Genomic DNA, 14,845 nt, shown 5'->3' with positions numbered 1-14,845 from the left:
CATATTCACACGGAATGCCATGCTGAAATCTCGGCCGCCCTAGTACACTTCTGCCAGGGCGGCCGACAGAATCGCTGGGATTGTGAAGGTGTAGGGCCCGAGGGCCGTGCACGGTCGGCGCGCGATGTCATGGGAGCATCGTCGGATGGCTGACTTACTCAGCAACCCTCACCTGGCCGCGGGACGCGACCGCGCCCTGGCCATATACCGATCACATCGGATGCGCAAATGGCTGTTGATCACCGCCATTGTGCTGGTGATCTTTGGCCTGATCGGCTTTTTCGCCGCCCCCTCACTGATTCGAAGTCAAATTGAAACGCGCGCCAGCGCTGCATTGCAGCGCCCGGTGACATTGGGCGGCGTGCATCTCAATCCATACACGCTGCGGCTACAGCTGGACCAGCTGCACATTGCCGATCGCGATGGCAAATCCGCTTTCGTGGATATCGACCAGACCGTCATCAATGCGTCATGGTCATCCGTGTTCCGCCTGAAACCGGTACTGGACGAGCTTGCCCTGCAACACCCGCGCATCCGCATCGTGCGCACCGGGGATCAGCGCTTCAACTTCAGCGACATCGTCGATCGCTTCGCCGCCACCTCGGATCCGAACGCGCCGCCCACACGCTATGCGTTGTCAAACATTCACGTACACAACGGCGACATTCAGTTTGACGACGAGGCACTGAAAGCCAGCCACCACGTGCAGCAACTGGAGCTGGGCATTCCATTTATCGCCAACTTGCCCAGCGATACCGACATCTTTGTGCAACCGCTGCTTTCCATGAATGTGGATGGCAGTCCGCTGCGCATCGAGGGCCGCACCAAACCCTTCGCTGACAATCGCGAATCAACCATCGACTTTCAACTCAACCGACTGGATCTGGGGCGCTACATGGGCTACGTGCCCACCCAGCTCCCGGTGGCTATTCCCAAGGGTTTCCTGAGCGGCGCACTGGCACTGCACTTCGTGCAGGCCAAGCCCACCCCTGAGCTGAAACTCACCGGCAACTTGCAGCTCGATGAGTTCACGCTCAACAGCAGCAAGGGTGAGGCCATTCTCAACCTCGGTCACGGCACGGCTGAACTGACCGATGTGCAGCCGCTGATTTCACGCTATTACCTTGGTGCGCTGAAGCTCGATCAGGCCCAGCTGCACTACACGTCCGGCGAAGGCGGCCACAGCAACTTCGACACGCTGCTGGCGCCTTCCGCGCCCGCGGAAGCCAACAAGAAGGCGACGCCTACCGATATGCGCATTGCCTCGATGGTGCTCGCTGGCAGCGCCATCCACTACACCAATGCCGATCAGAACAAGATCGACCTGAGCAACGTGCATGGCAGCATGCAGGGGCTGAGCATGCTGCCTGCACCGCCAGCAAAACTCGACACGGCGGCGACGTTCTTTGGTGGCGAACTCGCCATGCGCGGAACGGTGGATCTGGCGGCGAGCAAATTGGCAGCGACATTGGATCAGAAGCATGTCGACCTGGCCTCCCTGCAGGCTGCCGCCTATCAGGGCCTGGCAGCCCGCCTCACCAAGGGCAAGCTGGATGCCACGGGGCAACTTCAGGTCGACTGGGCCAAAACCGTCAATGTGCACCTTAGCAATGCGCATGCGACCGTGACGGACTTCGCGATGGAGCCCCAGTTCAAAGGCCAGGGTTCGCCGGTGGCCTGGAACACGCTGGAGGCCGAGATCCATCAGGTCGACATGACCACCCAGCAAGCCGAGTTGGGCAAAGTCACGGCCACTGGCCTCAGCCTCGACGTGCAACGTGACAGTAAAAAGTACATCAGCCTGCTTCAGCTGTTCGCGGCCAAGGACGCCAAGAACAAGAAACCCGCGGCCAACAGCCCACCCTGGCACTGGAGCATTGCTCACCTTGGCTTTGAGAAAGCCGCCGTCGCATTCACTGATATGGCCGTTGGCGACAAGCCAGTGAAGATCAAGGTGGACTCGCTCAGCGGCGGCATGGACAACCTGAGCGACAAGCTCAATGAGCCGCGTGATCTCAAGTTCGACGGCAACATCGGCAAGGGCAGCTTTTCTGCCACGGGCAAGCTGCAGCCAATGCCCATGCTGGCCGACATCCAGTTGACCACCAAGCAGCTCGATATCTCCAACTTCCAGCCGTATATCAGCGTACCGCTCAACGTCACCATCTCCAGCGCACGCATCAGCAGCAACGGTAAGGTGCATTACGACGGCCGCGGCGCCGAACTGGCGTTCACGTACAAAGGCAATGCCGCACTGGAGCAGGTGCGAATTCAGGACAAGCTCACTGGCGACGACTTTCTGCGCTGGCGCACGCTCAGCGGGTCCAACCTTGATGTGGTGTACGGGCCTGGCACGCCGCGCATGCACGTGGGTGCTCTGGTACTGAGCTCGTTCTATGCGCGCATGATCGTCAACCCGAGCGGCAAGCTGAATCTATCGGATGTGGTGGCCAAGCCCGAGGAGGCGCCGGTCTCGGTGACGCGTACCGAGAACAATCAGCCTGCTGCTGCGGCGACGGCGCCCAAGCCGCAAGCACCTGCTCCGGCAGCGACGACGCCAGCCACGACTGTAGCAGCAGCCCCGAGCGCACCCGCAGCGCCCGCCGCCGACATCCACATTGGTGGCATCACACTGCTGAACGGCCAGCTCAATTACACCGATAACTTCATCAAGCCCAACTACACCGCCAACCTGACCAAGCTCACCGGCAAGATCGGCGGTTTTGGCACCACACCCGGCGATCCGCCTGCCGACCTATCGGTGCAGGCTGCACTCGATGACAACTCGCCCGTCGACATCGACGGCACCATCAATCCGCTGCAGCCGGTGGCATTCCTCGACATCAAGGGCAAGGCGAACGAGGTCGAGCTGACCAACCTTACCGCCTACTCCACCAAGTACACCGGCTATCCGATTACGGCCGGCAAGTTGACGGTGGACGTCCACTACATGCTGGACCAGCGCAAGCTCAACGCTGAAAACCACATCTTCATCACCCAGTTGACCTTTGGCGAGCGCGACGAAAGCCCGGGTGTCCAGCATCTGCCGGTGAAACTGGCGGTTGCCTTGCTGAAGGACACGCAGGGCAACATCGATGTGAACGTGCCGGTTTCCGGATCACTGGACGATCCGCAATTCAGCATGGGCGGCTTGATCTGGCGCGCCATCGGCAATCTGATCGCCAAGGCGGCCACTGCCCCGTTCCGCCTCCTCGGTGCAGCCTTCGGCGGTGGCAGTCATGAGGATCTGGGCTACGTCGAATTCGACCCGGGCTCGGCCGTGCTCGACAAGGGTGCGCAGGAAAGGCTCGGCAAGATCGTGACTATGCTGAATCAGAAGACCGCCCTGAATCTCGACATCATCGGCCGTGTCGACCCGAGCAAGGACCAGGATGGCTTGCGCAAGGTCACCGTCGACAACCTGGTTCGCCGCCAGAAGGTGCTGGACCAGTCGGGCAAGAACGCCGATACCTCGGACGCCGCCCTGGCCGAGGTGAACGTGACGCCCGACGAGTACGAGAAGTACCTCAAGCGCGCTTACAAAGACGACGACTTCAAGGGCAAGCCCAAGAACGTTCTGGGCCTGAAAAAGTCCCTCGAACCCGACGAAATGCGCAGCCTGATGGAAACTAACGTCTCGGTCGATGACCAGGCCATGCGTGACCTGGCCAGCCGGCGTGCCGCCGCCGTACAGGCCTGGCTGAAGGGCAAGCTGGACGACAAGCGCGTCGCCATCAAGGATCCCAAGCTCAATACCGAAGGCATTGACGACAAGGGCAAGACCACGAGGGCGGAGTTCGGTCTGCATCAGGGCTGACCGCATTCACTCTCTCCATCCCCAAGGGCGCCCGGATACATCGGGCGCCCTTTTTCGTTGTGCTTTCTTCACAGCACCGCCCAGAGGGATCAAAATATGGCTTTGCCCAGCTGGAATATCCCCATGAGCTACCCCGGCCAGTCGCGCTTTGCCAGCGAACTCGAATCGATCCGTGAGCAAGGCCTGTTCAAGGCCGAGCGCATCATCACCTCGCCGCAGTCGGCAAAGATCCGCCTGGACAGCGGCAAGGAAGTGCTCAACTTCTGCGCCAACAACTACCTCGGCCTCGCCGACCACCCGGAAGTGATCCAGGCCGCGAAGGACGCGCTGGACACCCACGGCTTCGGCATGGCGTCGGTACGCTTCATCTGCGGAACGCAGGATCTGCACAAGCAGCTGGAGAAGAAGATCGCCGACTTCTTCGGCACTGAGGACACCATCCTCTACGCCGCCTGCTTCGACGCCAACGGTGGCCTGTTTGAACCGCTGCTCGGCGAAGAGGACGCGATCATCTCCGACGCGCTCAATCACGCCTCGATCATCGACGGCATCCGCCTGTGCAAGGCCAAGCGCTTCCGCTACGCCAATTGCGACATGGCCGATCTGGAAAAGCAGCTGCAGGCGGCTGATGCCGCCGGTGCGCGCACCAAGTTGATCACCACCGATGGCGCGTTCTCGATGGACGGCTTCATCGCGCCACTCGACAAGATCACCGCGCTGGCCGAGAAGTACAACGCCCTCGTGCATATCGACGAATGCCATTGCACCGGCTTCCTCGGCGACACCGGCCGCGGCTCGGCTGAAGTCAACGGCGTGCTCAACAAGATCGACATCATCACCGGCACCCTGGGCAAGGCCCTCGGCGGCGCCTTGGGCGGCTTCACCACAGGCCCCCGCGAAGTGATCGAAATGCTGCGCCAGCGCTCGCGTCCCTATCTGTTCTCCAACTCGTTGCCGCCGCACGTCGTGGCTGCCGGCATCAAGGTGTTCGACATGCTGGCTGCCGCGGGTGACCTGCGCGATCAGGTTAAGGAGAACACGCGCTACTTCCGCGAGCAGATGACCAAGGCCGGCTTCGACATCAAGCCAGGCGTGCATCCGATCGTGCCGGTGATGATTTACGACGCGAAGAAAGCGCAGTCGATGGCGACTGAGCTGCTCGATGAAGGCATCTATGTCACCGGCTTCTTCTACCCGGTGGTGCCACAGGGCCAGGCGCGCATTCGTACGCAGATGAGTGCGGCGCACACGCGTGAGCATCTCGATCAGGCGATTGCTGCCTTCACCAAGGTCGGCAAGAAGTTGGGCGTGATCTGAGCATCAACGCATCGCCTTGCCCTCCGCGGCAAGGCGATGCCTCTCTGCAGGAGCGCACTTGTGCGCGACCCTGCGAAGCGTGGCGTCCAGCCTGTCGCAGGTCGCGCACACGTGCGCTCTTACAGAAACCCATTCCAGCTGTTAGCGCGGCTTCGGCCCCAGCAACCGAACCTCTTCCGGCGACAAATGCCGCCACTGCCCCTTGGGCAGTTCACCCAGCGCCAACGGCCCGATAGCTACGCGTATCAGTCGCAGCACAGCCACATCGTGCGCTGCCAACAAGCGGCGAATATGCCGGTTGCGTCCTTCGTCGAGCACAATCTCCAGCCACGCATTCTTCTCGCCATGCCGCAACAACGTGGCTTTACGCGCGGCAAGGCGCTCGCCCTGCTCCACTACGCCACCGAGCAGTGCGTCGAGCAATGTCTGATCGGGCACACTGTCCACCTGCACGTGATACGTCTTGTCCACGTGGTGTTTCGGTTCGGTCAGATGCGCTGCCCACACGCTGTCATTGCTCAACAGCAATAAGCCTTCGCTGGCCTTGTCGAGGCGGCCCACTGGCCCCAACCACGGCAGGCCCGCGTCTTTCAGCAGGTCGTACACCGTATCGCGTCCACGCTCGTCAGCTGCACTGACAACGATGCCGCGAGGTTTGTTGAGCACAATGTAGACACGCGATGCCTCCGCCACGGGGACGCCATCCAGTGCAATGCGTTGACGCTGCGCATCGGCCGGCCGCTCAGGATCGAGCACGACCTTGCCATCCACGGTCACGCGCCCTTCGCGTATCGCTTTCTCCGCCTGGCTGCGTGAGCACACGCCCGCCTTGCTAAGCACGCGAGCCAAGCCGTGCTTCGGTACGCCAGCAACAGGACGCTTGGGAGGATAAGGTCGGGAGGGACGCATGCGATTGATGGTAGATGATCGGCGTGCGCCATACGCCACGCCAAAAAGAAAAGCCCGGCTTGCGCCGGGCTTTTCGGTACTGCGAACAGATCCGATTACTGCTGGACCTGCAGTTCCGTACGACGGTTCTGGGCGCGGCCAGCTTCCGTGTCGTTGCTGCCGATCGGATCGTTCTTGCCATGACCGAACGGACCCGCCAGACGGTCGGCGGTGATGCCATGAGCGGTCAGGTAGTCGTACACGATCTTCGCGCGACGCTCCGACAGATCCTGGTTGTACTGGTCCTTACCGACAGCGTCGGAGTAACCGGCAACCGTGACCTTGACCTGCGGGTAACGCTGCAGGGTGTCGACAGCCTGGTCGAGGATGGCCACGGAGTCAGCGGTCGGCTCAGCCAGCGCCTTCTTGATGTCCTTCTCGCCCTTCTTCGGACGGTCGAACTTGAAGTTGACGCCACGCAGGTCGATCACGACCTTCTGCGGGCAGCCGTCCGGACCAACGATCGTGCCTTCCGGCAGATCCGGGCACTTGTTGTCGCACAGGTTCACGCCGTTGCGGATCTGCTTGGAGCAGTCCGGAGCGGCCGGAGCCACCGGAGCCGGGGCCGGAGCAGCAGCCGGCTCGCCGAAGCGGGCAACGATGCTGAAGCCCAGGAACCAGTCGCCGTAACCGTTCTTGCTCGGCTGGCTCTTGTCGTCCCAGTCGTAGCGGTAGCCGGCTTCAGCGCGGAAGTCGGTGCTATCGGTGATGGTCTTGGAGATACCAGCGCCCAGCTGAGCAGCCGGCGACCAGCCGTGGTCACCCGGGTTCTGGTGGTAGCTGCCCATCACGCCAACGAGGGCGTACGGACGCCATGCATTCCAGTCGCCGTAGTAGAAGCGAGCGGTCACGCCAGCATTGTTGTTGGACCAGCGACCACCGCCGACGGCGTTGTCGACGTCACGCTTGGTGCGGTCGAAGAACAGGTCGATCGAGGTGTACGAGTTAATGAAACGACCAACGCCCAGACCGTAGTAGACCTGGCGGCTGTTGGTGTTGCGATCGGAGTCGTTGTAGTAGCCGCCCACCGTCGGAGCGATGTACCAACGGCCGTCATAGCTCGGTGTGGTCGCACCGGCAGCGTTGTCTTGCGCGTGTGCGGCACCAACGCCGCCCAGGGCTAGGGCGATAACAAAATACAGGCCCTTACGATTCATCAGGTGTCTCCTCACTTTTATTGGTATTCGCGTCCGTTCCACCCCAGACGGAAAACGCGCATAAAAACTGCTTCTACGTCCAGGGACAATTGCCGTCCCTTGCTTTGCGTCCCGATCTAAAAAGTGTCACAAGATCCAAAGCGCCGCGAAGTGTAGCAAAACCGTTAAGTTCATCGCACGCATTAAGAGACGAGCTTGGTGAACGAAGGTTCAGGCAGACCATGCGTGTGTTGCACGCAATCACTTGAGATGCGGCAACGTGTCGCGCATCGACGTACACGATTAGCAGTTGAAATCTTAGGTTGCCTGTGTGTGATCACTTACAAAAAGAAAGCCCGGCATACGCTGGGCTTTTCAGTGTTACCTGACAAAGTTCGATTACTGCTGAACTTGTAGTTCCGTACGACGGTTGCGCGCGCGACCGGATTCCGTGTCGCGCATCGACGTACACGTTTCTCAGGTTGTCTGTGTGTGATCACTTATAAAAAGAAAAGCCCGGCATACGCCGGGCTTTTCAGTGTTACCTGACAAAGTTCGATTACTGCTGAACTTGCAGTTCCGTACGACGGTTGCGAGCGCGACCGGATTCCGTGTCGTTGGAGTCGATCGGATCGTTCTTGCCGTGACCGATCGGACCAACCAGACGGTCGGCGGTGATGCCGTGCGCGGTGAGGTAGTCGTACACGATCTTCGCGCGACGCTCCGACAGATCCTGGTTGTACGCGTCCTTACCCACCGAGTCGGTGTAGCCAGCGACGGTAACCTTGACCTGCGGATAACGCTGCAGGGTGTCGACAGCCTGGTCGAGAACGGCCAAGGAGTCAGCGGTCGGCTCAGCCAGCGCCTTCTTGATGTCCTTCTCGCCCTTCTTCGGACGATCGAACTTGAAGTTGACGCCGCGCAGGTCGATCACAACCTTCTGCGGGCAGCCATCCGGACCAACGATCGTGCCTTCCGGCAGATCCGGGCACTTGTTGTCACACAGGTTCACGCCATTGCGGAACTGCTTGGAGCAGTCCGGCGGCGGCGGTGCCACCGCTGCAACCGGCGCAGCCGGCGGTGCACCGAAGCGCTGCACGATGCTGAAGCCCAGGAACCAGTCGCCGTAACCGTTGTTCTTGGCCGGGGCCGGCTGCGTGCTGTCGTCCCAGTCGTAACGGTAGCCGCCTTCAATGCGGATGTCCGCACTGTCGGTGACAGTCTTGGATACACCCACGCCGATTTCAGCGGCAGGCGACCAGCCATTATTTCCATAGCTGCTGATGTGCTGGCTTCCCATCACACCGCCCAGGATGTACGGACGCCATGCGTTCCAATCAAGGAAGTAGTAGCGAGCAGCAAGACCGTAGACGTTGTTCGACCAGCGGCCATGGCCGACGGCGGTGTCGACCGTGCGCTTGGTGCGATCACCAAAGGCATCCACCGAGAAGTTGGGCGTCCAGAACTTACCGAAGCCCAGGCCGTAGTAGAACTGACGGCTGTTGGTGTTTCGGTCGGTGTCGTTGTAGTAGCCACCGACGGTCGGTGCGATATACCAGCGATCGTCGAAGGTGGTCGTGGACGTTGTGGTCGGTGCAGAGCTGCCAGAAGCAGTGTTGTCCTGCGCGTGAACGGCGCCGGCGCCGCCCAGGGCGAGGGCAATAAGAATGTACAGGCCCTTACGTTTCATCAGGTGTCTCCTCGTTTATTGGTGTACGCGTCCGTTCACCCCAGACGGGAAAAGCAATCAGCCAGGGGCTCCAACTCCTTACGAACCCCCTAACATGACTTAGAACCTAACAACTTTTTACCCGAAACGGGCGCGGAGTAGTTTAGCAAAAGTTAAGCAATTGCAAATCGACCCCAAACGCCCGTTCATTTTCTGCTCACGCCGTCTTTACAGCGTGAAGAGACCCAGAAAATCCTGAACGGGCGTGGCATCCAGCTTAGCCGGGTCTGCCGTGGCCATGAGAATGGCCTTCACACGGTGCGCTGGCAAGTGGCCGCGCAATGCGCCCTCGAACTTCTTCAGAAGCAATGGGATACCCTCGGCGCGGCGCTTGCGGTGGCCGATCGGGTAGTCCACGGAGACCTTTTCCGTGCGGGTGCCATCCCTGAAGAACACCTGGACCGAATTGCCGATGTAGCGCTTCTCGGGGTCGAAATAGTCCTTGGTGAACTGCGGGTTCTCGCTGACCACCATTTTTTCCCTCAGGGCGTCGATACGGAGGTCGGCGGCGACTTCGTCGTTGTAATCATCGGCGGTGAGACGGCCGAAAATCAGCGGTACGGCCACCATGTACTGAATGCAGTGGTCGCGGTCGGCGTAGTTGGCCAGCGGGCCGGTCTTGTCGATGATGCGCCTGCCCGCTTCCTGGGTCTCGATCACCACCTTATCGATCTGGTCGATCTTGCCAGCCACGGCGCCGTGCAGCGTCATGGCGCACTCCACCGCCGTCTGGGCGTGGAATTCGGCCGGGAAACTGATCTTGAATAGCACATTTTCCATGACATAGCTGCCAAACGGGCGCTCGAACTGGAAAGCATTGCCCTGGAATGCGGCGTCGTAATAGCCCCAGGTCCGGGCACTGAGGGCCGACGGGTACCCGACGACGCCCCGGTATACGGCATTAATAGCGTGGGTGACGGCGCGGCGGCAGGCGTCACCGGCGGCCCAGCTCTTGCGCGGGCCCGTGTTCGGGGCATGACGGTAGGTACGCAGGGCGCCGTTGTCGATCCAGCTGTGCGACACCGCAGTGATGATCTGCTCCTTGGTGCCGCCCAGCATGGCCGTGGCGACCGCCGTAGAGGCCAGGCGCACCAGGATCACGTGGTCCTGGCCGGCGCGATTAAAGCTGTTCTTGAGGGCGTAGCAGCCCTGGATCTCATGAGCCTTGATGGCCCAGGTCAGCACGTCGCGGACCGTCAGGGGCGTGCCGCCCTCGCGCTCCGCCTTGCGGCTCAGGTAGTCGGCCACCGCCAAAATGCTGCCGAGATTGTCCGAGGGATGACCCCACTCGGCAGCCAGCCATGTGTCGTTGAAGTCGAGCCAGCGGATCTGGGTGCCAATGGCGAACGCCGCCTGCACCGGATCCAGTTCGTGGCTGGTGCCCGGCACGCGGGCGCCACCCGGCAGGTTGGCGCCGGGCACGACCGGGCCGAGATGCTTGACGCACTCGGGGAACTTCATGGCCATCATCGCCGTGGCCAACGAGTCCAGCAGCATGTAGCGCGCGGTGTCGTACGCCTCGGTGGAATTGATGGTGTAGTCGACGACGTAGTTGGCGACGTCGACCATCGGCTGATCGGGATCAGGGCGCCTGGCGGAGCGGATGTCATGCGCACTCATGAGGCTTGTCTCCTGGCGGCACGGGGAATCGCCATGGCATCGCGATGGCTCAACCCCGTCGTATGACGCAAACCTTGTCGACGCTACCTACCTAACCACGCTGCTGCGACAGAAGAGAGTCAGCGCCCTCCTCTGCGGGCTCACGCCACAGGCACACGCACCCAGCCTTCCATCAGCACGCGCGCGCTTCGGCTCATGATCGCCTTGGTGACACTCCACGTACCGTCAACAAGCGACGCCTCGGCCCCCACCCGCAACGTCCCCGATGGATGGCCAAAGCGCACGGCCTGACGTTCACCGCCACCTGCAGCCATGTTCACCAGCGTGCCTGGAATGGCTGCAGCGGTGCCGATGGCCACCGCCGCCGTACCCATCATCGCGTGATGCAGCTTGCCCATCGACATCGCGCGCACCAGCAAGTCGATATCGCCTGCCGCAACCAGCTTGCCGCTCGACGCGAGGTAATCGGCAGGTTTGGCGACAAAGGCCACCTTGGGCGTGTGCTGGCGCGTGGCGATTTCGTCGAGCGAACGGATCAGGCCCATCCGCAGTGCGCCGTGCGCGCGAATGGTCTCGAACTTTGCCAGCGCCTTGGCATCGCTATTGATGGCGTCCTGCAGCTCCGTGCCGTTGTAACCGATGGCGGAAGCCTCGACAAAGATCGTGGGAATGCCGGCATTGATCATGGTCGCCTTGAGCGTGCCGACTCCCGGCACCTCCAGATCGTCGACCAGGTTCCCGGTCGGGAACATCGCCCCACCCGCGCCCTCTTCTTCGGCGGCCGGATCCATGAACTCCAGCTGCACTTCGGCCGCAGGAAACGTCACGCCATCCAGTTCGAAATCACCGGTTTCCTGCACTGCGCCGTCAGTCACCGGTACATGGGCGATGATCGTCTTGCCGATGTTGGCCTGCCAGATGCGCACGGTGGCGATGCCATCGCGAGGCACCCGCGCGGGATCCATCAGGCCACCCGTGATGGCGAACGGACCGACGGCTGCCGAGAGGTTTCCGCAGTTGCCGCTCCAGTCGACGAAGGCCTTGTCGATGGCCACTTGACCGAACAGGTAATCCACGTCGTGGTCCGGACGCGTGCTCTTGGACACGATCACCGTCTTGCTGGTGCTGGAGGTGGCGCCGCCCATGCCGTCGATCTGCTTGGCGTAGGGATCGGGGCTGCCGATCACGCGCAGCAGCAGCGCATCACGCGCCGCACCCGGCGCCTGAGCTGCGGCAGGCAGATCCTCAAGGCGGAAAAACACGCCCTTGCTGGTACCGCCGCGCATGTAAGTGGCGGGAATGCGAATCTGGGGTTTATGACTCATGGGAATCCTGTATCGGTGCAACGCTGTCGCCTCCCCTCTCCTTTTCTCGGAGAGGGGCTTCTAGTCAGGCCGCCTGGGAAGCTTCGATGAAGTCCTGTGCGAAGCGTTGCAGCACGCCGCCCGCTTCGTAGATCGACACTTCTTCAGCGGTATCGAGACGGCACGTCACCGGAACATCCACCCGCTCGCCATTCTTGCGATGGATGACCAGCGTGAGATCCGCACGCGGTGTGCGAGCGCCGACCACATCGAAGGTTTCGGTGCCGTCGATGCCGAGCGTCTTGCGGTTGGTGCCTGGCTTGAACTCCAGCGGCAGCACGCCCATGCCGATCAGGTTGGTGCGATGGATGCGCTCGAAGCCTTCGGCTGCGATGGCTTCCACGCCTGCCAGACGCACGCCCTTCGCCGCCCAGTCACGCGACGAGCCCTGGCCGTAGTCGGCACCGGCGATCACGATCAGCGGCTGCTTGCGATCCATGTAGGTCTCGATCGCTTCCCACATGCGCATGACGTTGCCTTCCGGCTCCACGCGCGCCAGCGAACCCTTCTTCACTTCGCCATTGACCACCGCCATCTCATTGAGCAGCGTGGGATTGGCGAAGGTGGCACGCTGCGCGGTGAGGTGATCGCCGCGGTGCGTTGCGTACGAATTGAAGTCCTCTTCCGGCAGGCCCATCTTGGCGAGGTACTCGCCCGCGGCACTATCGAGCAGGATCGCGTTCGACGGCGACAGATGGTCGGTGGTGATGTTGTCGCCGAGCACTGCCAGCGGACGCATGCCCTTGAGCGTGCGCTCGCCCGCAAGTGCGCCTTCCCAATACGGCGGACGGCGAATGTAGGTGCTCTGCGCGCGCCAGTCGTACAGCGGCGCAGCACTCGTGCCGACGTGGCCGGTACGCGCGAACATCGGCTCATAGACCTTGCGGAACTGCTCCGGCTTCACGCTGGAGGACACGATCGCGTCGATCTCTTCGTCGCTGGGCCAGATGTCCTTGAGCGTCACCGGCTGGCCGTTGGCGTCAACGCCAAGCACGTCCTTCTCGATGTCGAACCGGATGGTGCCGGCGATGGCGTAAGCCACCACCAGCGGCGGCGAGGCCAGGAAAGCCTGCTTGGCATACGGATGGATGCGGCCGTCGAAATTGCGATTACCGGACAGTACGGCAGTGGCATACAAGTCGCGGTCGATGATCTCCTGCTGGATCGCCGGATCGAGCGCGCCGGACATGCCATTGCAGGTGGTGCATGCGAACGCGACGATGCCGAAGCCGAGCTTCTCCAGATCCGGCAGCAGGTTCGCCTCCTTCAGGTACAGCTCCACCGCCTTGGAACCAGGCGCGAGCGAACTCTTCACCCACGGCTTGCGTGTGAGGCCACATGCGTTCGCGTTGCGCGCGAGCAGTGCGGCTGCGATCACGTTGCGCGGGTTGCTGGTGTTGGTGCAGCTGGTGATGGCGGCGATGATCACCGCGCCATCGGGCATCTGGCCCGGCTGCTCCGTCCACTCGCCCGCAATGCCACGCGCGGCAAGATCAGACGTCGGCAGACGCTTGTGCGGGTTGGACGGGCCAGCCATGTTGCGCACGACCGAAGACAGGTCGAACGTCAGCGTGCGCTCGTACTGCGCGTGCGCCAGCGTGTCGGCCCACAGTCCCGCGGCCTTGGCATAGGTTTCCACCAGCTTGACCTGCTCGTCGCTGCGGCCGGTGAGGCGCAGGTAGTCGATGGTCTGACCGTCGATGAAGAACATCGCAGCGGTGGCACCGTATTCGGGCGCCATGTTGGAGATGGTCGCGCGATCACCCAGCGTGAGGCTGGCTGCACCTTCACCACGGAATTCCAGGTACGCACCGACTACTTTTTCCTTGCGCAGGAACTCGGTGAGTGCCAGCACAATGTCGGTGGCGGTGATACCGGGCTGACGCTTGCCAGTGAGCTCCACGCCCACGATGTCGGGCAGGCGCATCCACGAGGCACGGCCGAGCATCACGTTCTCTGCTTCCAGGCCACCGACGCCGATGGCGATAACGCCCAGCGCATCGACGTGCGGCGTGTGGCTGTCGGTACCTACGCAGGTGTCGGGATAGGCCACACCGTCCTGCACCTGGATCACCGGCGACATCTTCTCCAGATTGATCTGGTGCATGATGCCGTTGCCCGGCGGGATCACGTCGACGTTCTCAAACGCCTTCTTGGTCCAGTTGATGAAGTGGAAGCGGTCTTCGTTGCGGCGATCTTCGATGGCGCGGTTCTTCGCGAACGCGTTCGGATCAAAGCCACCGCACTCCACTGCCAGCGAGTGATCGACGATCAACTGCACCGGCACCACCGGGTTCACCTTGGCAGGATCACCACCGCGTTCGGCAATCGCATCGCGCAGGCCAGCCAGATCGACCAGAGCGGTCTGCCCGAGAATGTCATGGCATACCACGCGCGCCGGGAACCACGGGAAATCGCGCTCACGCTTGCGCTCGATGATTTGCTTGAGCGACTCGGTGAGAATCGCCGGATCGCAACGGCGCACCAGATTCTCGGCGAGCACACGCGAGGTGTAGGGCAGCGTGTCATAGGCGCCCGGCTGGATCGCGTCCACGGCGGCACGCGCATCGAAATAATCCAGCGAAGTGCCGGGAAGGGATTGGCGGTAGACGGTATTCATAAATATCGGGAACCCTGGAGAAAAACGCCGGGCTGACGTGGTCCGGCCATTTTAGCGGTAGAAAGCCTTTTCCTTAAGGGGTTTGGCTTGACTGGTATGCACGGCGGCATCGACAATGAGCGGATACTGATCCCAAAAGGGAGTAGTTCCGGGCGCCGTTTCATCAGGCGTTCTTGCAATGGCCGTCATCACGAGCGAAACCACGCTCCGGTCACTGCAGCGGCTCTGCCGTGAACGAGACTTTTGCAGTCATGGCGGGCCGCGCGTGTCCGTCATGGCTGCATTTGTCTTACG

At 61.8% G+C, this 14,845-nt stretch carries 8 protein-coding genes; 2 read left to right on the top strand and 6 right to left on the bottom strand.

Annotation, left to right across the window (positions count from 1 at the left end; all coding sequences use genetic code 11):
- The first annotated feature begins 124 nt into the window (after nucleotides 1-124).
- On the top strand, nucleotides 125-3,817 hold the full coding sequence (locus OQE56_RS00305) for a DUF748 domain-containing protein (RefSeq protein ID WP_486599062.1): 3,693 nt from the start codon (nucleotides 125-127) through the stop codon (nucleotides 3,815-3,817).
- 123 nt (nucleotides 3,818-3,940) lie between these two features.
- Nucleotides 3,941-5,134, top strand: a complete 1,194-nt coding sequence (kbl, locus tag OQE56_RS00300; protein WP_267221825.1) for a glycine C-acetyltransferase — start codon at nucleotides 3,941-3,943, stop codon at nucleotides 5,132-5,134.
- 141 nt (nucleotides 5,135-5,275) lie between these two features.
- Here the strand turns inward: kbl and OQE56_RS00295 are convergent, their stop codons facing one another.
- From OQE56_RS00295 to acnD, 6 genes are all read right to left on the bottom strand, one after another.
- Nucleotides 5,276-6,043: a pseudouridine synthase gene (locus OQE56_RS00295; protein ID WP_267220439.1), complete on the bottom strand. Its 768-nt coding sequence runs from the start codon at nucleotides 6,041-6,043 to the stop codon at nucleotides 5,276-5,278.
- 95 nt (nucleotides 6,044-6,138) lie between these two features.
- On the bottom strand, nucleotides 6,139-7,239 hold the full coding sequence (locus OQE56_RS00290; RefSeq protein ID WP_267220437.1) for an OmpA family protein: 1,101 nt from the start codon (nucleotides 7,237-7,239) through the stop codon (nucleotides 6,139-6,141).
- 538 nt (nucleotides 7,240-7,777) lie between these two features.
- On the bottom strand, nucleotides 7,778-8,908 hold the full coding sequence (locus OQE56_RS00285) for an OmpA family protein (RefSeq protein WP_267220434.1): 1,131 nt from the start codon (nucleotides 8,906-8,908) through the stop codon (nucleotides 7,778-7,780).
- 207 nt (nucleotides 8,909-9,115) lie between these two features.
- Nucleotides 9,116-10,567, bottom strand: a complete 1,452-nt coding sequence (locus OQE56_RS00280) for a bifunctional 2-methylcitrate dehydratase/aconitate hydratase (RefSeq protein ID WP_267220432.1) — start codon at nucleotides 10,565-10,567, stop codon at nucleotides 9,116-9,118.
- Nucleotides 10,568-10,707: 140 nt separating this feature from the next.
- A complete protein-coding gene (gene prpF / locus OQE56_RS00275) occupies nucleotides 10,708-11,892 on the bottom strand; it encodes a 2-methylaconitate cis-trans isomerase PrpF (protein WP_267220430.1) in 1,185 nt (394 codons plus the stop codon).
- 64 nt (nucleotides 11,893-11,956) lie between these two features.
- Nucleotides 11,957-14,551 (bottom strand): Fe/S-dependent 2-methylisocitrate dehydratase AcnD, encoded by a 2,595-nt coding sequence (acnD, locus tag OQE56_RS00270; protein ID WP_267220429.1) that lies wholly within the window; start codon nucleotides 14,549-14,551, stop codon nucleotides 11,957-11,959.
- Nucleotides 14,552-14,845 lie beyond the last annotated feature (294 nt).

The organism is Dyella silvae, assembly GCF_026421305.1.
Lineage (GTDB): Bacteria > Pseudomonadota > Gammaproteobacteria > Xanthomonadales > Rhodanobacteraceae > Dyella > Dyella silvae.
This window is presented reverse-complemented; position numbering and strand designations above follow the sequence as displayed.